Raw genomic sequence first — 23,086 nt, 5'->3', positions numbered from 1 at the left:
GCTTTGGGCAAGGGTGGACGCGGACATGGGTGAACGACACGACGCACCCACCCTTGAAGAGCTCCTCGCCGCCGCCGTACGCGCCGACTCCCTCGACCCCCGCGCCGAGGACCGTGCCCTCGCCGCCTTCCGCACCGCCCGCCAGTCGGGAGCCCATCGCGCGCGCACCCGGCGGCGGGACGACTGGCGGCCGCGGGCCCACCGCAGACTCGGGCGCTCGCTGCGGGCGACGCTGGCCGCGCTGTTGGCGAGCGCGACCCTCGGCGGGGTGGCCATCGCGTCGATCGGCTCGGTCGGCTCGATCGGTACCCCGGACGACGGCGGCGACGTACCGCGGCCCTCGAAGAGCGCGCCGGACCGGATCGCGGAGGATCCCGCGGTCGGCCCGGGGGCACCCGGGCAGAGCGACGGTTCCTCGGCCACGCCCTCCGACCGTGCGTCCTCCGCACGGGACCACGAGGCCGGGCCGTCAGGTGAGCCGGTCAAGAAGCCGGGCTCATCGGACCCCCATACGGGCGACAGGCCGACCACTCCGAATCAGCCGACCACACCAGACCTGCCGGCCACCCCGAAGCAACCGACCGCTCCGGACCAGTCGGCCACTCCGAGCCAGCCGGCCGCCCCGAATCACCCGACCGTGCCGAGCGAGCCCGGTAAGACAGTCACACCTTCGAAGGAACCCGGCGACGACCCCACCAAGGGCCCGAAGGACTGATCCGGCACCGATCGGCCACTCACCCGATGCGGCGATGCGGCCGGAGAACTACGGCGGTGTGCCGGGGGAGAAATGGTGGTGTGCCCGGAGAAAGTGTGTGGCCCGGGGTCTGCGACGGCAACGTGACCACGGCCGATGGCAACGGCCGGGGCCGCCACCCCCCACAGGAGAGGCCCCGACCGTCGCGCGGCACGGGCCGCGCGGCGACCCGTACTCTCTACAGCGCCGGAGGTGCGTTTTCTGTCACACCCCGGCTCGGAGCGAGTTGCTTGTACGTTGTACGCACATGGACGCCAGGTGCTTTCTGGCCGTACCGTGCATTTCGCGCCGGATGCGGGGCAGGACCGCATCCAACAACTGAGGAACGACGACAGCGAGAACCCGGTCCGCGAGAGCGGCGCCGGCTTAGGCGCAAAAGGGGCGCGCGTGCTGGGGGACGACGCGGAGCTGACCGCCGCGGTGCTTGCGGCACAGGACGGGGACGAGACCGCTTTCCGGACTGTGTACCGAGCCGTGCACCCACGGCTGCTCGGCTACGTACGGACGCTGGTCGGCGAACCGGACGCCGAGGACGTCACATCCGAGGCCTGGCTGCAGATCGCCCGCGATCTCGAACGGTTCAGCGGAGACGCCGACCGCTTCCGCGGCTGGGCGGCCCGGATCGCCCGCAACCGCGCCCTGGACCACATACGGATGCGCGGCCGGCGCCCGGCGATCGGCGGCGACGAGACCGAGCTCACCGGGCGGGCGGCCGAGTCCGACACCGCAGGTGAGGCCATCGAGGCGCTCGCCACCGGCCACACGCTGTCCCTCATAGCCCAGCTCCCGCAGGACCAGGCGGAGGCCGTCGTACTGCGCGTCGTCGTCGGCCTGGACGCGAAGACCGCCGCCGAGACGCTGGGCAAGCGCCCGGGAGCCGTCCGAACGGCGGCGCACCGCGGTTTGAAGCGGCTCGCGGAGCTGCTCGGCGCGGATCCGGAATCCACCGGCGCCCTGAGCGCCGTACCACCCCAAAGAGAGCCGCGCAGCGACGCGGTGTCGTCCGCAGGTGTGACGCATATGCGTTCGCGGACGCAGAAGGACATGTGATGGCCGACGAGCAGTACAAGTGGTTGGACCGCAGTGCCGCGGAACGACTGCTGCGCGGAGAGCCACTCGAAAGCGTCGGCGCCGACGACCGCGATCAGGCCGACCGGCTCGTCCGCGCACTGGGCGCGCTGACCGCCGAACTCCCGCCGACCAGCGCGGAACTCCCGGGCGAGGCCAATGCGTTGGCCGCCTTCCGCAAGGCGCGCACCGTCCGCGACGAGGAGCACGCGACCTTCGGGCACCGCCACACGGCCAGCTCCGCCGACGCGGGACTCGTCCGCCTCGACCGTGCCTCGGCGGATCGTCGCGGTCGGTCCCGCCTGGCCCGCCCGCTGCGTTACGGGCTCGCGGCCACGCTGGCCGCCGGGATGCTCGGCGGGGCGGCGGTCGCCACGCCCGGAGTGCTGCCGTTCACCGACGACGATCCGGAACCCGGGGCGACGGTGACCGCGCCCGAAAAGCCGAGGCGTCCGCTGATCACCCCGTCCCCCGGCAAGACAGGGGGCGGCGCCCCCGCGGTTCCGGAACCGGACGGCGACGCGGGCGCCCCGACCGGCGACGGCTCCCCCTCGGCTCCGGGCACCGACGACAGGCCCGAGAAGACGCCGCGGAACACGACCCCGCAGCCCGGAGGGGGCGACGCCGGCAACGAGGCGCGCTCCCAGGACTGGTGGAAGAAGGTCACCGCCGACTGCCGGGACGTCCGCGACGGCAAGAAACTCGCGCCCGACCGCAGACGCAGCCTGGAGGACGCGGCGAGCGGGCCCGAGCGCGTACAGCAGTACTGCACGAATGTCCTCAAGCAGTCCGAAGCCCACGACGACGCGCCCCAAGGGAACGGGCAGGGCTCGGATGACGACGGGGACGACTCCGACGACGGTGACCACCCTGGTGGCGACAAGAAGAAGGGGAAGGGAGGGAAGGGCGGCAAGGACGGGAAGGGCAACGACGACGAGCCCGGTGACATAACCCCGACCTACTTCACGCCGACCGGCGACGCCCCGACCCGCGACGTCCGGCGCCGTGCCATCCCGGCCCGCACCTCCACCTCCGTCCAGGTGACCACTCCCGGCGGAGAGACGTGGACCTTGGCCTCAGCCGGCGGCACGGCTCCGCGATCCTTTACTCCATCATGGCCCTGACCTGCGTTTTCGCACGCCCGCAAAGGTCTGCTGCGCAGGGTGTGACACTTTTGGCGGCGGTAGCGCAGTATTAAGTGAGCCGACTGGTCATCGGCTGGCGCACGAGCCGGGGTTCCCCCCGTACCCATGGCTCAGTGCACATTGGCGCGGGCGGGACACGTTCCCCCGGTCCCGCCCGCGCCCCACTCTCCTCGCCGCCTCCCGACCCCGGCGCTCACCAGTAGACGACGACCTTGTCGCCGCTCCTCACCTGTGCGAACAACGCCGCGATCTTCGCCTCGTCCCGAACGTTCACACAGCCGTGCGAGGTGCCGTTGTAGCCGGTCGCCGCGAAGTCCGAGGAGTAGTGGACCGCCTGGCCGCCGCTGAAGAACATGGCGTACGGCATGGGGGTGTCGTACAGCGTCGACACATGGTGGCGCGACTTGAAGGTGACGTTGAACCGACCTTCCCGCGTGGGCGTGTACTGCGAGCCGAAGCGCACATCCATCGTCGAGAGGGTCCTGCCGTCGATCATCCAGCGCAGCGTGCGGCTCGTCTTGCTGATGCACATCACGCGGCCCGTCATACAGCGCGGGTCGGGCTTCGCAGCCGGCTGGTCGCCCGCCGCGTACAGCTCCCACTTGCCCGGCTCGGACGTCATGTTCAGCAGCCGCCGCCAGGTCACGGAGTCCGTCTGCCCGGTCTGCGGCAGCCCCCGCTTGCCCTGGAAGCCCTTGACGGCGGCGACCGTCGCCGGGCCGTACGTCCCCGTCGGGGCCTGGAAGAACCAGGCGATCTGACGCAGCCGGGCCTGCACCTCGCGTACGTCTCTGCCCTGGTCGCCGCGCGCCCAGAGCACCTTGGGAGGCGGCGCCGGGGGCTTCGTGGCCTCGTCGTCCTTGGCGGGCTGGGCAGGCTTCTCGGGACTCGGGAGCTTGGGGTCGTCGGGGGTCTCGACCGGCGCCGTCGAGATGTGTATCGGGTCCGGCTCGGCGGACGTACCGGACGGGCCGGACGTACCGGCGGTCTGGACCGTGCAGCCGCTCACCGCAGCAAGCACCACGACAGCCGTGACTGATCTCCACATGCCTGGAGTACGCATTTGGTCCCCCCGTTGCTCACCGCGCACTTTGAGAGGTTTCCCGGGGGTGCTTGGGCGCGAACTACGGGGCATGGTGGTGACCGGGCGCGTGGTTGCACGCGGTTGTGACCGGGGTCTCGTCCGGGCTGTGAGCAAGCTCCTAGCCTGGGACTCTCCACCGGTCGCACGGCCACCACTACAGTCCGTGGCGAGGGTCGTCTGTACTGGCGAGTATGTGAAGCAAGCGGAGGCACACACCATGGCGCGCGAGTCTGAGTCCCGACTGCCCATCGAGCCGGTGTACGGGCCGGACGACCTGGAGGGCTGGGACCCGGCCGAGAAGCTGGGAGAGCCGGGCCGCTACCCGTTCACGCGAGGCGTCTACCCGTCGATGTACACGGGCCGCCCCTGGACGATGCGCCAGTACGCCGGTTTCGGCACGGCCACCGAGTCCAACGCCCGCTACAAGCAGCTCATCGCCAACGGCACGATGGGTCTGTCCGTCGCCTTCGACCTGCCCACCCAGATGGGCCACGACTCGGACGCCCCGATCGCGAGCGGCGAGGTCGGCAAGGTGGGCGTGGCGATCGACTCGATCGACGACATGCGGGTGCTGTTCGGCGGGATCCCGCTGGACAAGGTGTCCACGTCGATGACGATCAACGCGCCTGCCTCCCTGCTCCTGCTCCTGTACCAACTCGTCGCGGAGGAGCAGGGAGTCAGCGCCGACCAGCTGACGGGCACGATCCAGAACGACGTGCTCAAGGAGTACATCGCGCGCGGCACGTACATCTTCCCGCCCAAGCCCTCCCTGCGCCTGATCGCGGACATCTTCAAGTACTGCAAGACCGAGATCCCGAAGTGGAACACCATCTCGATCTCCGGCTACCACATGGCCGAGGCGGGCGCCTCACCCGTGCAGGAGATCGCCTTCACGCTGGCGGACGGCATCGAGTACGTACGCACGGCGGTCGCGGCCGGGATGGACGTGGACGACTTCGCCCCCCGCCTCTCCTTCTTCTTCGTGTCGCGTACGACGATCCTGGAGGAGGTCGCCAAGTTCCGTGCGGCGCGGCGCATCTGGGCCCGGGTGATGCGGGACGAGTTCGGCGCGAAGAACCCGAAGTCGCTGATGCTGCGCTTCCACACGCAGACGGCGGGCGTGCAGCTGACGGCCCAGCAGCCGGAGGTGAACCTGGTCCGCGTCGCCGTCCAGGGCCTGGCCGCCGTGCTGGGCGGCACCCAGTCCCTGCACACCAACTCCTTCGACGAGGCCATCGCCCTGCCCACCGACAAGAGCGCCCGCCTCGCGCTCCGTACGCAGCAGGTGCTGGCGTACGAGACGGATGTGACGGCGACGGTCGACCCGTTCGCGGGCTCGTACGTGATCGAGAAGATGACGGACGAGGTGGAGGCCGCGGCCGTCGAACTGATGGCGAAGGTCGAGGAGTTGGGCGGCGCCGTCAACGCCATCGAGCACGGCTTCCAGAAGGGCGAGATCGAGCGCTCGGCGTACCGCATCGCCCAGGAGACGGACGCCGCCGAACGGGTCGTCGTCGGCGTCAACCGCTTCCAGCTCGACGAGGAAGAGCCGTACGAGCCCCTCCGGGTGGACCCGGCGATCGAGGCCCAGCAGGCGGAGCGGCTCGCGAAGCTGCGGGCCGAGCGGGACCAGGGGGCGGTGGACGCGGCGCTTACGGAGCTGAAGAAGGCTGCCGAGGGCACGGACAACGTCCTCTACCCGATGAAGGACGCGCTGAGGGCTCGCGCGACGGTGGGCGAGGTGTGCAACGCGTTGCGGGAGGTTTGGGGGAATTACGTGCCGAGCGACGCGTTCTGAGCCCGGTGACTCGCTGACCGGCGGCGGGCGCCGAACCGGGCCCAATACTCGGCCAGCCCCTCCGCCGTCTCGCCTGCCCAGCCGACGTACCCGTCCGGGCGGATCAGGAACACGCCGGTGCCGTACGGCTCGTACGGTGGGATGTGGATCGTGTGCACCAAGTCGCTGTCCAGGTGCGGAAGTTCGGGGCTCCTGCCCACCGTGAGCAACGTCCAGTGCGGCCCCCGGAACGCGTCGAAGAGCCGTACGCCGCCCCGCCTGCCGTCCGGAGCGCGGTCGCCCGCCTGCAAGGCGTCCTCCGGGAGATCGGTGCGGGTCTCCACCGCCAGAGAGCAGCCCCGGTAACCCAGGCCGAGCTGCTGCGTGGCCTCGCCGCGTCGGGTCTCGCCCCGGTGGACGCTGGTCGTCAGGGCCAGCATCCCGGCCGCCACCGGCAGCCGCTCCTCCTCGTACGAGTCGAGGAGGGAGTCCGGTGCATCGCCCCGCAGGACGGCACCGAGCTTCCAGCCCAGGTTGTACGCGTCCTGGACGCTGGTGTTGAGGCCCTGGCCGCCGGCCGGTGAGTGGACGTGGGCCGCGTCCCCCGCGAGGAACACCCTGCCCTCCTGGAACTGGTCCGCCATCGCGGCACGTGGCCGGAAGTCCGAGGCCCAGCGGACCTCGGTCACGGCGTCGGGCTCGAGATGAGTGCGGGCGGCGACGAGCTTGCGGATGCCTTCCAGAGACAGGTCGGGGGTGGCGGCCGGGTCCTCGAAGTTGGCCACGAGCTGGAAGTCCTCGATGCCCGGGAGCGGCCAGACGGCCAGGAAACCCTCGCCGTCGGCGGGCGGGAAGATGTGCAGGTTGTCGCGGTCGAGTCCGGTGATGCGGACGTCCGCCACCAGCGTCGGGCTCGGGTCCACCGTCTCGCCGGTCATGCCGATGCCGAGCAGTCGGCGCACGGTGGAGCGTCCGCCGTCGGCGGCCACCGCGTACCGGGCCCGCACGGGGCCGCCGGTCGTGAAGGTCGCCGTCACGCCGTCCGCGTCCTGCGTGAGCCCGGTCAGTTCCCGCCCGAACGCCACGCCTCCGCCCAGCTCACCCAGCCGCGCGAAGAGGATCTCCTGCGTACGCCACTGCGGGACCATCCACGACCCGGCGTACGGAACCGCCTCGGTGGGGGCCACCTCGTCGAACATCCGGTGCTCGCCCTGCCGCTTCCCGTCCTGCCAGATCACCCCGGCGGGGTACGGGCCGCCATGCGCGCGGATCGCGTCCAGTACGCCGAGGTCGTCGAAGACCTCCATCGTGCGCGGCTGCATGCCCTTGCCGCGCGAGCCGGGGAAGAGTCCGTCTGCCCGCTCGACGACGAGGGCGTGTACCCCGCGCCGGGCCAGGTCGCAGGCGAGGGTGAGGCCGGTGGGGCCTGCGCCGATTACCAGCACATCGGTGGCGCTTTCCTTAACGCTGTTAAGTTCCATGGAGTGAGGGTCTCCTTAACGCTGTTAAGTTGTCAAGGGGTGCCGCTGGACGAGGTCCGGATAGGGTGCGGACGTGGCTGTGGCGAAGAAGATCGACCGGGCGCTGGTGGCCGACACCGCGCTACGGCTGCTGAACGAGGTCGGCCTCGAAGGTCTCACCCTGCGCGCCATCGCCAAGGAACTGGACGTCAAGGCGCCCGCCCTGTATTGGCACTTCAAGGACAAGCAGGCGCTGCTGGACGAGATGGCGACCGAGATGCTCCGGCGGATGAACGCCGACCTCGGCGAGTTTCCGGCACGGTGGCAGGACGCTGTCAGCGCCGCGATGCGCGGACTGCGCGCGCATCTGCTGCGCTACCGCGACGGCGCCAAGGTGTACAGCGGTACGCACTTCACGGACATCTCGTACGCGGAGCCGATGGAGCGCCACCTCCGGGTGCTCACGAACGAGGGCTTCACTCCGGCCCGCGCCGCCCGTGCCTGGTTCACCGCGGCCAGCTACACCATCGGCTACGTCATCGAGGAGCAGGCGATGGGGCCCGACCCGGCCAAGGGCGGCGAGGGTTACGACCTCGCGGCCCGTGCCGAACGGCTCGCCGCGTACCCGCTCGCCGTGGCCGCGGGTGAGGAGATGTTCCGCGACCACGACCGCGGCTTCGAGGAAGGCCTCGCAGCGATCATCGCCGGGATCGACGCGACGCTGCGAGGCTCTTGACGAGCAATCAGCGAGACCCGTCCGGCGAAGGTCCGTTCAGCGGCGAGGCCTCGACAGTGCCGAGCGCAGTCGGGGCCCGATGCGGTCCTCGACCAGGCGGTTCAGCAGCCACGCCAGAAGCAGCATCGTGGCGATCGTCAGGAGCAAGGTCGCGGACGAGGGGATGTTCAGGGTCTGGTGGTAGGCCTTGATGGCTACCCAGCCGAGGTGCTCGTGGACCAGGTAGAAGGGGTACGTCAGCGCGCCCGCGACCGTCAGCCAGCGCCAGTGGGCCCAGTTCAGCCAGCCCAGGGCGATCGCGGCCACCGCGATGAAGCCGAAGGTGACGACCAGGATGATGCCGGACGAGGTGCGGTAGGAGAAGAAGTCCGGGTTGGGGGCGTGCCACAGGCTGGACACCGCGTAGTGCTGGCCGATCAGCCAGCTGACGCCCACGATGCCCCAGGCGTACGCGTCGTGGCGGTCGCGGTGGATGAGGTAGAGGCCGATGCCGCCGATGAAGAACGGCGCGTACTCGGGCATCAGGACCAGGTCGAGCAGCGGTTCGTTCGCCGCCTGGGCGATCGCCGCGGCCATGGTCCAGCCCGCGCAGAACAGGATGATGCCCTGGCGGTTCGCGCCCGGCATGACGACGCACAGCGCGAACAGCGCGTAGAAGCGGACCTCCGCCCACAGCGTCCAGCAGACGCCCAACACCCGGTCCACGCCCAGGGGTTGCTGCATCATCGTCAGGTTCAGCAGCGCGTCGCTCGGTGAGACGGCCTTGTACGCCACCACCGGCAGCGCGAAGACCATCGTCACCAGGATCACCGCCGCCCAGTACGACGGCAGCAGCCGTGACGCACGCGAGGCGAAGAACGAACGCAGCGGCCGTCCCCAGCCGCTCATGCAGATGACGAAGCCGCTGATGACGAAGAAGATGTGTACGCCGAGGCAGCCGTACGCGAACCACTCATGCAGAGTGGGGAACTGTAACTTCGCGGAGGAGCCCCAGGCCTTGGCGACCTCGCCGTCGCGGCCGCCGTAGTGGTAGGCGGCGACCATCAGCGCGGCGATCAGCCGCAGTCCGTCGAGCGCGCGAAGGCGCGAGGCGCGGGGCCGGGCGATGATCCGGGGCGATGGCGTGCCGCCCGTTCCTGTACTGACGGTGGCGGTGCTGTGGGGAGCAGTGCCGTGGGGGGAGGTGCTGTGGGGGGAGGTGCCAGCCTCCGACGAGGCCGTCGGGGCGGGCTTTGTGTTGACCGAAGTCATCCGAGAGTTGCCCTCTTGAGCGATCGGGCGCGACGGGCCACGCGGCGTACGGTGGCGTTGCGCGGGATGAAGGCCAGTTGGGTCGGCACCGCGCCGGGTAGGGCCAGCGAGGTGAGCCGTCGGCGCTTGAAGTAGCGCCACGTATGGCCGTTGAGGTGGCGCGACAGATACCGCTCGGCGGCCGGTCGCAGATCCGGGTAGATCTTGGACTGCATGGCGTAGCCCACCGCCCGCAGCAGTTCGGTCAGTTGGTCCGTGCCGAGCCCCTTTCGCTGCTCGGTGACCGCCTTCTGGTCCGTCAGCTCCGGCAGCATGGCGTCCACGATCGTCACGGGGACGCGATTGCTGTTCTCGTACGGCGTGAGACGTTCCAGCAGCGTCTCCGTGCCGATCCGGGCGACGGGAAGGCCGTACAGCGCCGAGGCGGTGAGCAGTGCCGTGGAGAAGCAGCCGGCGACCAGCGCGGGCCGCATCCGCTGATAGAGGACCTCGGCGAGGACCGGGGTGTCCAGCACCGTGAGGTCGGCGCCGAGCTTCTCGGCCTCCTTCTCCAGGGCGCGCGACCAGCGGGCGGGTGCGCTGGGGTGCGGCTTGAACACCACGCGCTGGTGGCCGAGCTGGACGGCGCCCTTCAGCATCCGTACGTGTAGGTCCTCTTCCTGCTCGGCGGTCAGGATGCCGAGCGCGGAGAGGTACTGGCCGAGCAGCAGGGCCGGCTCTTCGATGACGGGCAACTCGTCACCCGTGTCGATGAGCTCGGCGAGCACCTTGGTGAACGCGTCCGTCGGCACGATCTCCGGCTCGACGCCGAACTCGGTGAGCAGCAGCGGCTTCAGGTCCGGAACCAGGTCGAGGTGGAGGAGCCGGTCGATGCGCGTGCCGACCAGCGGGTCGATCTTGCTACGGGTGGGGCCGTAACTCATCAGACCGTCGGCGTAGACCGTGATGGGCGCGCCCGTGAAGATCTGCGCGACGCCGAGCGCCGGGTTCACCTGGATCGACTCGACGGCCAGCTCGATGTCGTCGTCACCGAGGTTCCAGGCGAGCCGCAGATGGCGCTCCCACAGCGGTACGTCGTTGATGCGCGGCGACCAGCCGCCCGGGTGGAAAGGGGAGATGGTCTCGTTCCAGGAGACCACCTCGTCGAACCGGCCGCGCAGACGCTCGAAGCCGGGCATCTCGTCGATGCCCGGCGAAGTCTCGGGCGTCGCCGAGTTGTTGGAGACCAGCAGGATGCGCCGGTCGGCAGGGCGGAAGCAGTCGGCGTCGACCGCCGCCGCCAGCGTCGCCGTGCCGTACAGCGTCGACGCCATGAAGATCTGGGTGGTCACGCGGCCACCCCCGCGGACACCGGACGGCGGCGCAGCCGGCGCAGCCGCGTCGCGCGCTGTACGTCCATGGAGTCGAGGGCCTCGTCGAGGACGTCCTGCGGCATACGCCGCAATGCGACGGCACTCATCGACTTCAGTTTCCGTGCCACGGGAGGCTCGAACCTTTCGATGGAACCCAGGTGATGGGAAATAATTGCACAGTAGGTCCGAACGGCCTTCGGCAGGAGTTTATCCGCCTCCCGGTCCTCGGCCGTTTCCCGTACGACCTGGTCGAATGCGCGGATGAAATCCAGCTGCCGTACGTCCCCGATCTGCGTCAACGAGGACGAAACCCCGCGCCGGTAGAAGACGCCGAGCAGTCCCACCACACCGAACGACTCGGCCTCGCGGTGCAGCTTCCAGATCCACGGCCGGTCCTCGGCGGTGCGCAGTCCGTCGGTGAAGTGCAGCACACCCCGGTCGACCAGGCGGCGGTGGTAGATGCCCGCCCAGGCGTACGCGTAGTCCACGGCCGTGGAGCGGTCGGCGGGCAGGATCGCCTCGCGCGGGTTCAGCACGACACCGCGCCTGCCGTGCGGGAAGCGGTGGATCGAGCGGGCCCGCGCGGTCGTCTGGACATGGTCGGTACGGACGAAGTCGACGCCCAAGTCCTCGATGGCGGCGAGGAGTTGCTCGTAGTACCCGGGCGCGAGCCAGTCATCGCCGTCGAGGAACGTCAGATACTCGCCGCGTGCCGCGTCGATCCCCGTGTTGCGCGCGGTCGCCAGACCCCCGTTCTGCTCGTGTCTGACGTACACGGCACCCTGGAGCTCGCGCTCCGCGCGCGCGAGAATGTCCGGTGTCTCGTCGCGCGAGCAGTCGTCGACGAGAATGAATTCGAAGTCCTGACGCGCGTTGGCACGCAGACTCCTCAGGGTGTCGGGTGCGTATTGCTGCACGTTGTAGAACGGCACGATGACGGAGAGCTTGACCACCCACGTGACGTTAGGCGGCGGCCCGGCATTCGTCTTGACCGATGGTGAGATGTCAGGTGAACGACGCGTGGCGGAATGGTGAACCCAGCCTTTTCCTGCGCGGATCCGGGCCTGATTCGCCATTCGGCGATGTGCTGTTAACCCTTTGTTGCATTTAGGTTGGGCTGCGCCTCGGAATCGCTTCCTAGCGTCTTCGGTGTGCCAGCAAGTACCTCGAACTCTCTGCGAGTAGCCGTTCTCGCGGATTCCGATACCCGGTGGAAATGGGGCGCGCTCACCGCGAACCGCATCGCACCGGCCGAATCGGACATCCGCCTCGACGGTTATCTCCTGCGCGGCCGTGCGACCCCCACCGCCCGCCAGCTCCAAGAGGTCGGCGTCCGCGCGGACTCGCTCCGCGAGGTCACCGGTGTCGAATTCCTGCGAACCCTGCGGGAAGCGGAGTACGACATCGTCGTGCTCGCCCTCGTCGGCGGCGCCGTCCAGGCGATGCTGCACGGACTCGGGCACGCCTGGCGGGAGCGCACGAAGCGGCCCGTGGTCGTCACCGGTTACGTCGGCGTCGTCTACGAGAAGCTCGCCGACGGGCTGCTGCTGCGGCACGGCGCGGACCTCGTCCTCGCCAACTCCCGCCAGGACGCGGAGCGATTCACCGCCGTGTACGAGGGAGTGGGCGCCGACGCCTCCTCCGTGACCGAGGTCGCGCTGCCCTTCCTCGGCGGAGCCGCGTACGAGAAGCACGACCCGTACACCGTGGTCTTCGCCGCGCAGCCCTCCGTGCCGGAGAGCCGCAAGGACCGTATGTACCTGCTGGAGCGGCTCGTCAAGCACGCACGGCTGCACCCGGACCGCGAGGTCCTGCTGAAGCTGCGCTCCAAGCCCGGCGAGCACACCACGCACATCGAGGAGCAGCCCTACCAGAAGCTGGCGCAGCGCCTGGACCTGCCCGCCAACTTCCGCCTCGTGTACGGGCACATGGGCGAGGTCCTCGACCGCACCGACCTGCTGGTCACCGTCAGCTCGACGGCCGCGCTGGAATCCCTGCACCGGCGCATCCCCACGGTCCTGCTCACGGACCTGGGCGTGCGCGAGTCGCTGGGCAACCACCACTTCGTCGGCTCCGGGTGCCTCGCCTCCTGGGACCAGCTCGACACCGGGCACAAGCCCTCGCCCGACCAGGAGTGGGTGGCCCGGCAGGGCGTCGCCGCCGAGGGAGGCTCGTACGAGAGGGCCTTCGACACGGCCCGTACGCGCATCGCCGAGCTGCTCGACAAGGGCGAACTCCCTTCCCTCGCCCCCTACTACACGCCCGTCACCGCCCCCGGCTATCTGCCCGGCATCCTCGCCCGCCACCACCTCGCCCCGGACGGCAGCCCGCTGCCCGGCGCACCCGCCGCCGACACCGAGCCGGGACCCGTACGGCAGATCGTGCGCCGGGCGGCGCGGGGTGCCTACCGGCACGGGGTGCAGCGCGTGGCGCCCGTCATCCGCCGGATGGGCGAGCTGTGAGCGCCCCCGAGCCGACGGGCGCGGGCGCCCCGAACCCCTCGCAAGGAGTACATGCCATGTCCAACTCGGAAGCGGGCCCAGCCACTTCGGTACCCCGCGTGCTCGCGGTGATCCCCGCCAGGGGCGGCTCCAAGGGCGTCCCCGCCAAGAACCTCCTCCCGGTCGGCGGTGTGCCGCTGGTGGCCCGTGCGGTGCGCGAGTGCCGTGCGGCCCGGCTGGTGACGGACGTCGTGGTGTCCACCGACGACCAGGCGATCGCCGCCGCCGCCCGCGAGGCCGGCGCGGAGGTCGTACTGCGCCCCGCCGCCATCGCCGGCGACACGGCCACCTCCGAGGCGGCCGTCCTGCACGCCATGGACGCGCACGAGGCGCTGCACGGCGCGGCGGTCGACGTGGTGCTCCTCGTGCAGTGCACCAGCCCGTTCATCGTCCGCGAGGACCTCGACGGGGTCGTGGGCGCGGTCGTGGAGAACGGCGCGGACACCGCGCTGACCGTGGCGCCCTTCCACGGCTTCATCTGGCGGGACGCGGACGACGACCCGGCCGTGGTCGACACCCAGGCCACCCAGGCTGTCGGCGGTGGCACGACCGTCGCCAACACCACGGCCACGGACGGCGGGTACGGCGTCAACCACGACAAGTCGTTCCGCCCGCGCCGCCAGGACCGGCCGCAGGACCTGCTGGAGACCGGCGCCGCGTACGCCATGAACGCCGCAGGGCTCCGCGAGCACAAGCACCGCTTCTTCGGCCGTACGGAACTCGTACGCACCGACCCGGCCCGCGTGCTGGAGATCGACGACCCGCACGACCTCGCCCGCGCCCGGGCGCTCGCGCCCCTCTTCGACGCGAACCGCCCCGGGACCCTCCCGACCGCCGCCGACATCGACGCGGTCGTCCTCGACTTCGACGGCACCCAGACGGACGACAGGGTGCTGATCGACTCCGACGGACGGGAGTTCGTCTCCGTGCACCGCGGGGACGGACTCGGTATCGCGGCCCTCCGCAAGAGCGGCCTGACGATGCTGATCCTGTCCACGGAGCAGAACCCGGTCGTCGCCGCCAGAGCCCGGAAGCTCAAGATTCCGGTGCTCCACGGCATCGACCGGAAAGACCTCGCATTGAAGCAGTGGTGCGAGGAGCAGGGCATCGCGCCTGAGCGCGTGCTCTACGTCGGCAACGACGTCAACGACCTCCCGTGCTTCGCCCTCGTGGGCTGGCCCGTGGCGGTCGCGAGCGCCCACGACGTCGTGCGCGGCGCCGCACGCGCGGTCACCACCGTTCCTGGCGGCGACGGCGCGATCCGAGAGATCGCCAGCTGGATCCTCGGTCCTTCTCTCGACTCCCTCGACAAGTAAGGAACTTCTCCACCATGAGCAACAACTCCCGTCTGCGCACCTTCGGTTCGAAGACCGCCGGCCCGGGCCACCCCGTCTACGTCGTCGGCGAGATCGGCATCAACCACAACGGTGAGCTCGAGAACGCGTTCAAGCTCATCGACGCGGCCGCCGAGGCCGGCTGCGACGCCGTGAAGTTCCAGAAGCGCACCCCGGAGATCTGCACCCCGCGCGACCAGTGGGACATCGAGCGCGACACCCCCTGGGGCCGCATGACCTACATCGACTACCGCCACCGCGTGGAGTTCGGTGAGGACGAGTACCGCCAGATCGACGAGTACTCCAAGTCGAAGAACATCGCCTGGTTCGCCTCCCCGTGGGACACCGAGGCCGTCGCCTTCCTGGAGAAGTTCGACGTCCCGGCCCACAAGGTCGCGTCCGCCTCCCTGACCGACGACGAGCTGCTGCGCTCGCTGCGCGCCACCGGCCGCACGGTCGTCCTCTCCACCGGCATGTCGACGCCGAAGCAGATCCGCCACGCGGTGGAGGTCCTGGGCTCGGACAACATCCTGCTCTGCCACGCCACTTCGACGTACCCGGCGAAGGCCGAAGAGCTCAACCTGCGCGTCATCAACACGCTGCAGGCCGAGTACCCGAACGTCCCGATCGGCTACTCCGGCCACGAGACGGGCCTGCAGACCACGCTCGCCGCGGTCGCCCTCGGCGCCACGTTCGTCGAGCGTCACATCACGCTGGACCGCGCGATGTGGGGTTCGGACCAGGCCGCGTCGGTGGAGCCGCAGGGCCTGCAGCGCCTCGTCCGCGACATCCGCACCATCGAGGCCTCCCTCGGCGACGGCATCAAGAAGGTGTACGACTCCGAGCTCGGCCCGATGAAGAAGCTGCGCCGCGTCTCCGGTGTCGTCGCCGAGGCGGAGATCGCCGCCGCCGCGGGCGAGCCGGTCTCGGTCTGATCCCGGCCACCACCAGTCCGTATCCACGGATCCCCCAGTCCGTACTCACGGAAGCGACGGTCATACGTCGATGAGCCCCCGCGCCGGATCAGCCGGCCCCCGCCCGGCCTCCCCACACACCCTCGCGTTCGTGGAGAGCCCGGTCCAACTCCTCAACGTCCTGGAGTGGGCACATGCCGACGCCCTCCGGGCGTCGGGGGAGTCGGGCGGGGCTGCGCCTGGCGCGGGGGGCGGGGGAGCGGCGCCCGCGTCCGGGGGTGCGGGGGCGACGCCCGCAGCGCAGTCGGCGTCGACGGCCCGGCCGGGGGACACCGGCCCGGTCGGCGGACCAGACCCCGGCTTTACGCCGGGGGAGGCGTTCGGCGAGCAGCCGGGGGCCACCCGTCCGGCCGATAGTGCGTTGCCCGGATCTGCGCCGGAGGCCGCCCGCCCAGCGGACGGGCCCGCGCCCGGCACTGCCGCCGACGTGGTCCACACCGGGCTCACCCTCGTCGTGCTCTCGCCCAACGACCCCATGACCCGTGGCCAGCTGCGCCGCATGGCGGAGCTTGCCCGGGGCGAGGGGCATGAGGTGCGGTGGGAGGAGGCTCGGGGTGGGGCTACCGCGCCGTTTCACACCGTGGGCGGGCTGGCGCCCATGTTGCGGCGGGCCAAGCGGATCGTCATGGGGGATCCGTTCTCCCGTTACGTGCAGCTTCTGCTCACTATTACCCGCGCTCGTGATCTCGTCGTCGTGGACGACGGGACCGCGACGATGGAGTTCGTTTCACAGCTCGCCCGTGGTGAGCGGCTGGTGCGCTGGCACCGACGCGGCGGGCGGCCTGGGCCGCGTGACCTGGTGTTCGGGCCGGTTTCGGCCTCGGCTCGACGTCGGCTCACGCCCGGTTCGGGGCGTCGCGTGGAGGTGTTCTCCTCCATGCCGATCACCGAGACGCCCCACGGCGTCCACGTCACCGCCAACGACTTCTCCTGGACCCGCGCCCGCTTCGGCCCGCCGCGCCTCACCAAGGGCGCCGACCTCGTGGGCACCTCCCTGGTGGAGACGGGCGTTGTGGACCCCGACCGCTACGTCGAAGCGGTGAAGGGCCTCACCAAGACCTACGGCGCGACCCGCTACTTCGCGCACCGCCGCGAAAGCACCGAGAAACTCCACCGGCTGGCCGTCGAAACCGGCCTGGAGATCGTCCGCCCGGACCTCCCTCTCGAACTGATCGCCCGCCGCGGCCCCATAGGCCGTACGATCCTCAGCTTCCCCTCGACGGTCGTCCACACCCTCCCGCTGGCGCTCGTCGGCACCGAAGTCCGCGTCGCCGTCTTCGACATCGACCCGGCCTGGCTCACGGCCACCGCCTCCCCGCGGGCGCAGGGCTTCCTGTCGGGGGTCACGGGGACGGCTCGGGACGTCCACCGGCTGTCGGCGGTGACGACCGCGATCTGAGGTAGGCCCAGATGGCGATCTGAGGCGGGCCGGCGCGGGCTCAGTGCGAGCCCAATGCCGGCGCTCAGTGGGGCTTGCGCGCCAGCAGGAAAGCGCGCGGCAACTTCTCGTTCTCGTGCGGCTCGCGGATGACCTCGGCGTGCATGACGAGTCCGGCCTTGTCGATGAGCTCGGTCACGTTCTCGGGGCGCCGCCAGTGATAGCCCAGCGAGATGGTGTGGCCGAAGCGCTCCGTCAGCTCGAAGTGCTCGTCGCCCGCCTGGAAGGCGAGCAGCAGATGGCCGCCGGGGGCGAGGACGCGGTGGAACTCCGCGAAGACGTCCGGGAGTTGGTCGTCCGGGATGTGGATCGTGGAGTACAGGGCCGCGATTCCGCCGAGCACGTCGTCCGGGAGGTCGATGGCCGTCATCGAGCCGACGTGGAAACGGAGTTCCGGGTACGCCTGCCGCGCCATCGCCACCATCTTCGGCGACAGGTCGATCCCGAACACGGGCGTGTCCAGGCTGCTGAGGTACGCCGTCACATGCCCCGTACCGCATCCGACATCGGCCACGGGTCCGACCCCGGCGCTCCGCACGAGCTCGGCGAACCCGTTGATCAGCGCCTTGTCCAGCGGCTTATGCGCCAGGTCGTCGGGAAAGCGGTCCGCGTACTCGGCGGCTATCGAGTCGTAGGACGCGCGCGTGTCACGTATGAAGTCCGGTTCGCTCACGCTCGGGGACGATACTGCGCGGCATGGGGTCGGTGGCCGCGGTTCACTCGTTCTTCGGCCGAACGTCGGCTTCGGGGCGGGAGGGGCGGCGCGCCCACGGGCGGGCGTCCCGGAAAGTGAGCAGAACTGCCCGCGATGCGGATGCGTGGTATGCGTAGAAGACCAGGCACCGAGGTCCGGCCTCCATCGGCGGCACCGGAGGTCCCGGGCCGGGCCGAAAGGCGGGCGAGTTTACCCATCGCCACCGATATGTATGCGGCGTGTGGCCGGGTTTTCGTGCCTGACTGGCTGAATTTTTGTTGATCGTGGGGCAGTCGGCCCCCTAGTCGCCCTACCCTTCAAAGGGTGAACCAAGTGATGTCCCTAGAGTCCGAGGCCGAAACGACCGGTGGAGCCGTGCTCCCCGGCACGCTCCCGGAGGGCCTGCGCGCGGAACTCGTGGCGTTCCGCCGAGACCTCCATATGCACCCTGAGCTCGGCAACCAGGAGTTCCGTACCACCGCCGCGATCAAGGCACGGCTGGAGCGCGCCGGCCTCCGGCCCCGCGTGCTCGCCATCGGAACCGGGCTCATCTGTGACATCGGCGAACCGGACCCCGCGCACCCCATGCTCGCCCTGCGCGCCGACATCGACGCGCTGCCGATCCCGGACATGAAGGTCGACTGCGCATATCGCTCGACCGTCCCCGACCGCGCGCACGCCTGCGGACACGACGTCCATACGACGGTGGTGCTGGGCGCCGGACTCGTCCTCGCCGAGCTGCACAAGAAGGGGCTGCTGCGGCGTGCCGTACGGCTGATCTTCCAGCCCGCCGAGGAAGTCCTGCCCGGCGGTGCGCCCGACGCCATCGAGTCCGGGGCCCTGGACGGTGTCGGACGCATCGTCGCCGTGCACTGCGACCCGCGGGTCGACGCGGGACGCATCGGGCTGCGGCACGGACCCATCACCTCGGCCTGCGACCGGCTCGAGGTCGCGCTGGACGGCGCCGGCGGACACACCGCGCGCCCGCACCTCACCACCGACCTCGTGACCGCCGCCGCCCGCGTCGTCACCGACGTGCCCGCCCTGGTCGCCCGCCGTGTCGACGCCCGCAGCGGACTCGCCGTCACCTGGGGCCGTATCGAGTCCGGGCACGCCTGCAACGTCATCCCGCAGCATGCCGAGCTGTCCGGAACCGTGCGCTGCCTGGACCTCGACTCCTGGCGGGCCGCCCCCGACCTCGTCCATGCCGCGATCGACGAGATCGCCAACCTCTACAAGGCCAAGTCGGAGATCAACTACATCCGCGGCGTCCCGCCCGTCGTCAACGACCCGATGACGACCGAACTGCTCCGCGAGGCGATGGCCACCCGCTTCGGCGCCCAGTCCATCGAGGACACCGAGCAGAGCCTGGGCGGCGAGGACTTCTCCTGGTACCTGGAGCGGGTGCCCGGCGCGATGGCCCGACTGGGCGTGCGGACGCCCGGCGAGCGGGGCGTACGCGATCTGCACCAGGGCGATTTCGACGCGGACGAGCACGCCATCACGGTCGGTGTCGAGCTCTTCACGGCGACCGCTCTCCTCGACGCGACGCCGTAAACCAGGCCTGTGGAGGTCGTCTGATAAGGCTGCCAGCGGGCTGATCTTGCATGGCGGTGCAGGAGAAGCATGGCCATGGCGAAGCAGATGACGCGCAGGTAGTAGTCCTTGGACAGGCGACGGCAGGTGCGCCGCGGCAGCACGAACACGGTCCGCTATCGGCGGGCGATGATCGTGCTGGCTTCGGTCGGCGGGACCGTCCCAGTCATCGCCAGGCTCGTGCAGGCCGACGAGGATACCGTCCGCGATGTGGTCCACAAGTTCAACGAGACGGGGCTGGCCTGTCTGGACCCTAAGTGGGCGGGAGGCCGTCCCCGCCTGCTCGACCGTCGCGACTAGGACTTCGTCATCCAGAAGGCCACCATCCGCCCCAGCCTGCTCGGCCTACCGTTCACGCGCCGGTCGGTGCGGAAACTCGCCGCCTACATACACAGAGCCCCGGGACGGTGCCTACGCATCGGCCGGGAGACCCTGCGGTGCCTGCTCAACCGACGCCAGACCACCTTTCAACGGACCAAGACGTGGAAAGGAATCCACCGACCCGGACAAGGACGCCAAGCTGGACCGGATCGAGTACGCCCTCCACGAGCGCCCCGACCGCACCTTCGCCTTCGACGAGTTCGACGCACTCGGCATACGCCCGACCGCCGGGACCTGCTGTGCCAGGCAGGGCAAGCCCGGCCGGCTCCCAGCCACCTTCCACCGCATCCACGGAGTGCGCTACTTCCACGGCTGCTACTCCGTCGGCGACGACACGCTCTGGGGTGTCAATCGGCTTCGCAAGGGCGCAGGTCACAGCCTCGCCGTCCTCAAGAGCATCCGGGCCGTCCGCCCGGACGGCGCCCCGATCTACGTCATCCTCGATAAGCCCTCCAACCACAAGGGCAGCAAGATCCGCCGATGGGCGGCCAGGAACAAGGTCGAGCTCTGCTTCACGCCGACCAACGCGTCTGGGGCCAACCCCATCGAGGGGCACTTCGGGCCGCTACGGCAGTTCACCCTCGCTAACTCCAACCACCCCAACCACACCGCCCAAACCCGCGCGCCGCACCACTACCTGCACTGGCGCAACCGGAAACGCCCGCCATCCCGACGTCCTGGCCGCCCAGCGCCGGGAACGCGCCCGAATCCGCAGCGAGAAAGGCATCCGCTGGGGCGGCCGCCCTCTCAACCCCGCGGCCTGAGCGCCGCGCCGTGACCGTCGGCGATCTGCCACGAGCGGCCTCACTGCAGGAAACAGCCCCGTCAGGGCGTTTCGGGCTACCTCTGGGGACGATCCGGGCCGCGCGAGCCCACGTCGGGGAACACGTGTGGAAGCTGGCCGGACAAGCGGGACCGGACGCCGGCGGACAGGTGATCGTCGACAGGCCGCGAAGCGAAGCGTCGCCGTGTCTGCTTGCTGCCCGGCGAGGCCAAGGGGTGCGAACACCTGCCCTATAGGTCACCGGTTGTGGTGATCGTCGCGCGAATGGCGACCGTGTGTGCGGTGGTCGCACTACGGTCCGATGTCATGAAGCTGGTGGTGCAGGTGAAACTGCTGCCGACGCCCGAGCAGGCGTCGGCCCTTCAGGCGACTCTGCATGCCTGCAACCGGGCGGCCGCCTACGCCTCGCAGGTGGCCTTCACCAAGAACCTCAAGGACCGCAACGGCCTGCAGAAGGAGGTGTACACGGACCTGAAGGCGACGTTCGGGCTGTCCGCGCAGCCGGTGGTGCGGGTCGTGAAGAAGGTCGTGGATGCCTACACGACCCTGAAGGCCAACCTGCGGGCCGGAACCCTCGGCCCGCCCACCTCGAGGCGGCGCCGCAAGGCGGTCAGCATGCCGATCGTGTTCCGCCCGGAGGCGGCCCAGCCGTTCGACGACCGCTGCCTGTCCTGGCGGTACGACGCATGCACCGTCTCCATCTGGACCGTGGACGGGCGGATGAAGGGGATCCGGTTCGCCTGCTCGCCCGACCAGCTCAAGACCCTCGTAGCCCACCGCAAGGGCGAGAGCGACCTCGTCCAGCGCGGCGGGAAGTGGTTCCTGATCGCCACCTGCGACATCCCGGAACCCGACGTGTACGAGCCGGTGGACTTCATCGGCGTGGACCGGGGCATCGTGAACCTGGCCACCACCTCCGATGGCACCAATCACCAGGGGCGTCGTCTGGGCCGCTACCGGCGCTGGCAGGCCCGCAAACGCGCCGAACTCCAGGCCAAGCAGACCCGCTCGGCCACCCGCCGCCTCGCCCGCCGCGCTCAGAAGGAAAAACGCCATGCCACGCAGGTGAACCACAAGATCAGCAAGGAGATCGTGTCCGTTGCGCAACGCACCGGTCGAGGCATCGCCGTCGAGGAACTCGGCGGGATCCGCGAGCGGGTACGGCTACGGCGCGACCAGCGGGGCACGCTCTCCTCCTGGCCCTTCCGCCAGCTCGGACAGCACCTCGCCTACAAAGCCAAACGGGCCGGGGTGCCCTTCGTGGAGGTGGACGCGGCCTACACCTCGCAGCGCTGCCCGCGCTGCGGGCACACCGAGCGGGCCAACCGGCCCACTCGCGATCATTTCTGCTGTCGTCGGTGCGGGCTCGCTGGCCCGGCCGATGTCGTCGCCGGGGTCAACGTGCGTGATCGCGCACGCTCGGCGTGGGCATTCGTCGCCATGCCCGTCCCGCCACCGGCATAGCCGAAGGGTGGGAGATGCGACCCGTGACCGTCCCGTCGTAGGGGGCAGTCGGGAGCGCGACGAGGTGCGAACGGATCGAGCGCACCACTCAGCCGTTCACGACCGAGAAGGTGACAAGGACTTAACCGGCCATTGGCACGAATGGATAACAGCCCAGTGGTACCCCATTCCCCGCAGGGTCTACGCGCGTTACTGTGCGCGGAACTCAGCACCCACTGCGGGGCTATTGAGAATGGGGAACTTCGGGATGCGTCGGATATCCAAACTGACCCGGGTCGCGGTGGGGGTCGCGTCGCTCGCGCTCGCTGCCACGGCGTGTGGCGGCACCAGTAGTGAAGCAGGAAGCGAGGGCGACAGCGAGAAGGGTCTCGCCATCGCCTACGACATCGGCGGCAAGGGCGACCAGTCCTTCAACGACGCCGCCTTCTCCGGCCTGGACAAGGCCAAGAAGGAGTTCAAGTACGAGACGGCCGACATCGAGCCCACCGAGGGTGAGACGGATGCCGACAAGGTGCAGCGCCTGACCTCGCTGGCCAAGCAGGGCTACAACCCCATCGTGGGTGTCGGCTTCGCGTACGGCCCCGCGATGAAGGAGGTCGCTGCGAAGTTCCCGAAGGTCAGCTTCGGCATCGTCGACTCGGTCGTCGAGGGCAAGAACGTGGCGTCCCTGGTGTTCGCCGAGAACGAGGCCTCGTACCTCGCCGGTGTCGCCGCCGCCAAGGCGACCAAGACCAACACGGTCGGCTTCGTGGGCGGTGTGGACATCCCGCTGATCCACAAGTTCGAGGCGGGCTACAAGCAGGGCGTCGCCGACACGAACCCCAAGGTCAAGGTCCTCTCGCAGTACCTGACGCAGACCGCCGAGGAGGGTGGCTTCTCCAGCCCCGACAAGGGCAAGGCCGCCGCCGAGTCCCAGCTGGAGCGGAACGCGGACGTCGTCTACCAGGCCGCCGGTCTCTCCGGCCAGGGTGTGATCGAGGCCGCCGCCACGCAGAAGAAGTGGGCGATCGGCGTCGACTCCGACCAGTACGAGCAGAAGGCGCTCGCCAAGTACAAGAACTACATCCTGACCTCGGCGCTCAAGGACGTCGGCGGCGCCGTGTACGCGCTCGCCAAGTCCGTCGAGGACAAGAAGCCGCTGACCGGCGTGCAGACCTTCGACCTGAAGGTGGACGGCGTCGGCCTCTCCGAGACCAACCCGGAGTACGCCAAGGTCGCGGGCCTCAAGGACGCGGTGGACAAGGCCAAGGCGGCCATCATCGACGGCTCCATCAAGGTCAAGACCGAGTAACG

General features: G+C 69.9%; 18 protein-coding genes and 1 pseudogene. 13 read left to right on the top strand and 6 right to left on the bottom strand.

The window, feature by feature from the left end:
• Positions 1-25: 25 nt before the first annotated feature.
• From ACQEVY_RS16990 to ACQEVY_RS16980, 3 genes are all read left to right on the top strand, one after another.
• Positions 26-715: a hypothetical protein gene (locus ACQEVY_RS16990; protein WP_432949301.1), complete on the top strand. Its 690-nt coding sequence runs from the start codon at positions 26-28 to the stop codon at positions 713-715.
• A 426-nt stretch (positions 716-1,141) separates the two neighbouring features.
• Positions 1,142-1,804: an RNA polymerase sigma factor gene (locus ACQEVY_RS16985; protein WP_328774112.1), complete on the top strand. Its 663-nt coding sequence runs from the start codon at positions 1,142-1,144 to the stop codon at positions 1,802-1,804.
• Positions 1,804-2,946, top strand: coding sequence for a hypothetical protein (locus ACQEVY_RS16980; protein WP_432949299.1), 1,143 nt, complete (start codon positions 1,804-1,806; stop codon positions 2,944-2,946). Before ACQEVY_RS16985 ends, ACQEVY_RS16980 begins: the two co-directional genes overlap by 1 nt.
• A 214-nt stretch (positions 2,947-3,160) precedes the next feature.
• On the opposite strand, the gene ACQEVY_RS16975 is transcribed toward ACQEVY_RS16980, so the two are convergent.
• Positions 3,161-4,015, bottom strand: coding sequence for a L,D-transpeptidase family protein (locus ACQEVY_RS16975; protein ID WP_432949297.1), 855 nt, complete (start codon positions 4,013-4,015; stop codon positions 3,161-3,163).
• Between the two features lie 253 nt (positions 4,016-4,268).
• Between ACQEVY_RS16975 and ACQEVY_RS16970 the strand changes: the two genes are divergently transcribed.
• Positions 4,269-5,849, top strand: coding sequence for an acyl-CoA mutase large subunit family protein (locus tag ACQEVY_RS16970; RefSeq protein WP_432949295.1), 1,581 nt, complete (start codon positions 4,269-4,271; stop codon positions 5,847-5,849).
• On the opposite strand, the gene ACQEVY_RS16965 is transcribed toward ACQEVY_RS16970, so the two are convergent.
• On the bottom strand, positions 5,825-7,309 hold the full coding sequence (locus ACQEVY_RS16965; protein WP_432949293.1) for an FAD-dependent oxidoreductase: 1,485 nt from the start codon (positions 7,307-7,309) through the stop codon (positions 5,825-5,827). The two genes, ACQEVY_RS16970 and ACQEVY_RS16965, sit on opposite strands and share 25 nt — an antisense overlap.
• Positions 7,310-7,388: 79 nt before the next feature.
• On the opposite strand from ACQEVY_RS16965, the gene ACQEVY_RS16960 reads away from it, so the two are divergent.
• The gene (locus tag ACQEVY_RS16960; RefSeq protein WP_432955258.1) at positions 7,389-8,024 is read left to right on the top strand and encodes a TetR/AcrR family transcriptional regulator C-terminal domain-containing protein; all 636 of its coding nucleotides are present in this window, start codon (positions 7,389-7,391) and stop codon (positions 8,022-8,024) included.
• 36 nt (positions 8,025-8,060) lie between these two features.
• On the opposite strand, the gene ACQEVY_RS16955 is transcribed toward ACQEVY_RS16960, so the two are convergent.
• Genes ACQEVY_RS16955 through ACQEVY_RS16945 form a run of 3 tightly spaced genes read right to left on the bottom strand, consistent with a single transcriptional unit; the run spans position 8,061 to position 11,580 of the window.
• A complete protein-coding gene (locus tag ACQEVY_RS16955; RefSeq protein WP_432949291.1) occupies positions 8,061-9,275 on the bottom strand; it encodes an acyltransferase family protein in 1,215 nt (404 codons plus the stop codon).
• On the bottom strand, positions 9,272-10,606 hold the full coding sequence (locus ACQEVY_RS16950) for an alpha-2,8-polysialyltransferase family protein (protein WP_432949289.1): 1,335 nt from the start codon (positions 10,604-10,606) through the stop codon (positions 9,272-9,274). The genes ACQEVY_RS16955 and ACQEVY_RS16950 overlap by 4 nt, the downstream gene beginning before the upstream one ends.
• Positions 10,603-11,580, bottom strand: coding sequence for a glycosyltransferase family 2 protein (locus ACQEVY_RS16945; protein ID WP_432949287.1), 978 nt, complete (start codon positions 11,578-11,580; stop codon positions 10,603-10,605). The genes ACQEVY_RS16950 and ACQEVY_RS16945 overlap by 4 nt, the downstream gene beginning before the upstream one ends.
• A gap of 198 nt (positions 11,581-11,778) precedes the next feature.
• Between ACQEVY_RS16945 and ACQEVY_RS16940 the strand changes: the two genes are divergently transcribed.
• The 4 genes from ACQEVY_RS16940 to ACQEVY_RS16925 all read left to right on the top strand — a co-directional run bounded on the left by ACQEVY_RS16940 (position 11,779) and on the right by ACQEVY_RS16925 (position 16,835).
• Entirely contained in the window at positions 11,779-13,089 is a 1,311-nt protein-coding gene (locus tag ACQEVY_RS16940) for a DUF6716 putative glycosyltransferase (RefSeq protein ID WP_432949285.1), read from the top strand.
• Between the two features lie 56 nt (positions 13,090-13,145).
• The gene (locus tag ACQEVY_RS16935) at positions 13,146-14,444 is read left to right on the top strand and encodes a cytidylyltransferase domain-containing protein (RefSeq protein ID WP_432949283.1); all 1,299 of its coding nucleotides are present in this window, start codon (positions 13,146-13,148) and stop codon (positions 14,442-14,444) included.
• Positions 14,445-14,458: 14 nt separating this feature from the next.
• Complete coding sequence (locus tag ACQEVY_RS16930) at positions 14,459-15,397, top strand: N-acetylneuraminate synthase family protein (RefSeq protein WP_432949281.1); 939 nt, start codon at positions 14,459-14,461, stop codon at positions 15,395-15,397.
• A gap of 70 nt (positions 15,398-15,467) precedes the next feature.
• Positions 15,468-16,835 carry a hypothetical protein gene (locus ACQEVY_RS16925; protein ID WP_432949279.1) on the top strand — a complete coding sequence of 456 codons (1,368 nt, stop codon included), beginning with the start codon at positions 15,468-15,470 and terminating at the stop codon, positions 16,833-16,835.
• Positions 16,836-16,899: 64 nt separating this feature from the next.
• On the opposite strand, the gene ACQEVY_RS16920 is transcribed toward ACQEVY_RS16925, so the two are convergent.
• Complete coding sequence (locus ACQEVY_RS16920; RefSeq protein ID WP_432949277.1) at positions 16,900-17,547, bottom strand: class I SAM-dependent DNA methyltransferase; 648 nt, start codon at positions 17,545-17,547, stop codon at positions 16,900-16,902.
• A 357-nt stretch (positions 17,548-17,904) separates the two neighbouring features.
• On the opposite strand from ACQEVY_RS16920, the gene ACQEVY_RS16915 reads away from it, so the two are divergent.
• From ACQEVY_RS16915 to ACQEVY_RS16900, 4 genes and pseudogenes are all read left to right on the top strand, one after another.
• The gene (locus tag ACQEVY_RS16915) at positions 17,905-19,125 is read left to right on the top strand and encodes a M20 family metallopeptidase (protein ID WP_432949275.1); all 1,221 of its coding nucleotides are present in this window, start codon (positions 17,905-17,907) and stop codon (positions 19,123-19,125) included.
• 126 nt (positions 19,126-19,251) lie between these two features.
• Positions 19,252-20,309 (top strand): annotated as a pseudogene (locus tag ACQEVY_RS16910) (IS630 family transposase); the annotation flags it as partial.
• A 326-nt stretch (positions 20,310-20,635) separates the two neighbouring features.
• Complete coding sequence (locus tag ACQEVY_RS16905) at positions 20,636-21,793, top strand: RNA-guided endonuclease InsQ/TnpB family protein (RefSeq protein WP_432949273.1); 1,158 nt, start codon at positions 20,636-20,638, stop codon at positions 21,791-21,793.
• Positions 21,794-22,040: 247 nt separating this feature from the next.
• Complete coding sequence (locus tag ACQEVY_RS16900; RefSeq protein ID WP_432949271.1) at positions 22,041-23,084, top strand: BMP family lipoprotein; 1,044 nt, start codon at positions 22,041-22,043, stop codon at positions 23,082-23,084.
• Positions 23,085-23,086: the final 2 nt, after the last annotated feature.

This window comes from Streptomyces sp. CA-288835 (assembly GCF_050936385.1).
GTDB lineage: Bacteria > Actinomycetota > Actinomycetes > Streptomycetales > Streptomycetaceae > Streptomyces.
The sequence above is the reverse complement of the archived record's forward strand: the minus strand, read 5'-3'. Positions and strand labels throughout refer to the sequence as shown.

What these genes read in the sequence shown, in the direction of transcription:
- ACQEVY_RS16990 (WP_432949301.1), top strand. Translation starts at nt 26, where the DNA reads ATGGGTGAACGACACGACGCACCCACCCTTGAAGAGCTCCTCGCCGCC.
- ACQEVY_RS16980 (WP_432949299.1), top strand. Translation starts at nt 1,804, where the DNA reads ATGGCCGACGAGCAGTACAAGTGGTTGGACCGCAGTGCCGCGGAACGA.
- ACQEVY_RS16975 (WP_432949297.1), bottom strand. Translation starts at nt 4,015, where the DNA reads ATGTGGAGATCAGTCACGGCTGTCGTGGTGCTTGCTGCGGTGAGCGGC.
- ACQEVY_RS16970 (WP_432949295.1), top strand. Translation starts at nt 4,269, where the DNA reads ATGGCGCGCGAGTCTGAGTCCCGACTGCCCATCGAGCCGGTGTACGGG.
- ACQEVY_RS16965 (WP_432949293.1), bottom strand. Translation starts at nt 7,309, where the DNA reads ATGGAACTTAACAGCGTTAAGGAAAGCGCCACCGATGTGCTGGTAATC.
- ACQEVY_RS16955 (WP_432949291.1), bottom strand. Translation starts at nt 9,275, where the DNA reads ATGACTTCGGTCAACACAAAGCCCGCCCCGACGGCCTCGTCGGAGGCT.
- ACQEVY_RS16935 (WP_432949283.1), top strand. Translation starts at nt 13,146, where the DNA reads ATGTCCAACTCGGAAGCGGGCCCAGCCACTTCGGTACCCCGCGTGCTC.
- ACQEVY_RS16930 (WP_432949281.1), top strand. Translation starts at nt 14,459, where the DNA reads ATGAGCAACAACTCCCGTCTGCGCACCTTCGGTTCGAAGACCGCCGGC.
- ACQEVY_RS16925 (WP_432949279.1), top strand. Translation starts at nt 15,468, where the DNA reads ATGAGCCCCCGCGCCGGATCAGCCGGCCCCCGCCCGGCCTCCCCACAC.
- ACQEVY_RS16915 (WP_432949275.1), top strand. Translation starts at nt 17,905, where the DNA reads ATGTCCCTAGAGTCCGAGGCCGAAACGACCGGTGGAGCCGTGCTCCCC.
- ACQEVY_RS16905 (WP_432949273.1), top strand. Translation starts at nt 20,636, where the DNA reads ATGAAGCTGGTGGTGCAGGTGAAACTGCTGCCGACGCCCGAGCAGGCG.
- ACQEVY_RS16900 (WP_432949271.1), top strand. Translation starts at nt 22,041, where the DNA reads ATGCGTCGGATATCCAAACTGACCCGGGTCGCGGTGGGGGTCGCGTCG.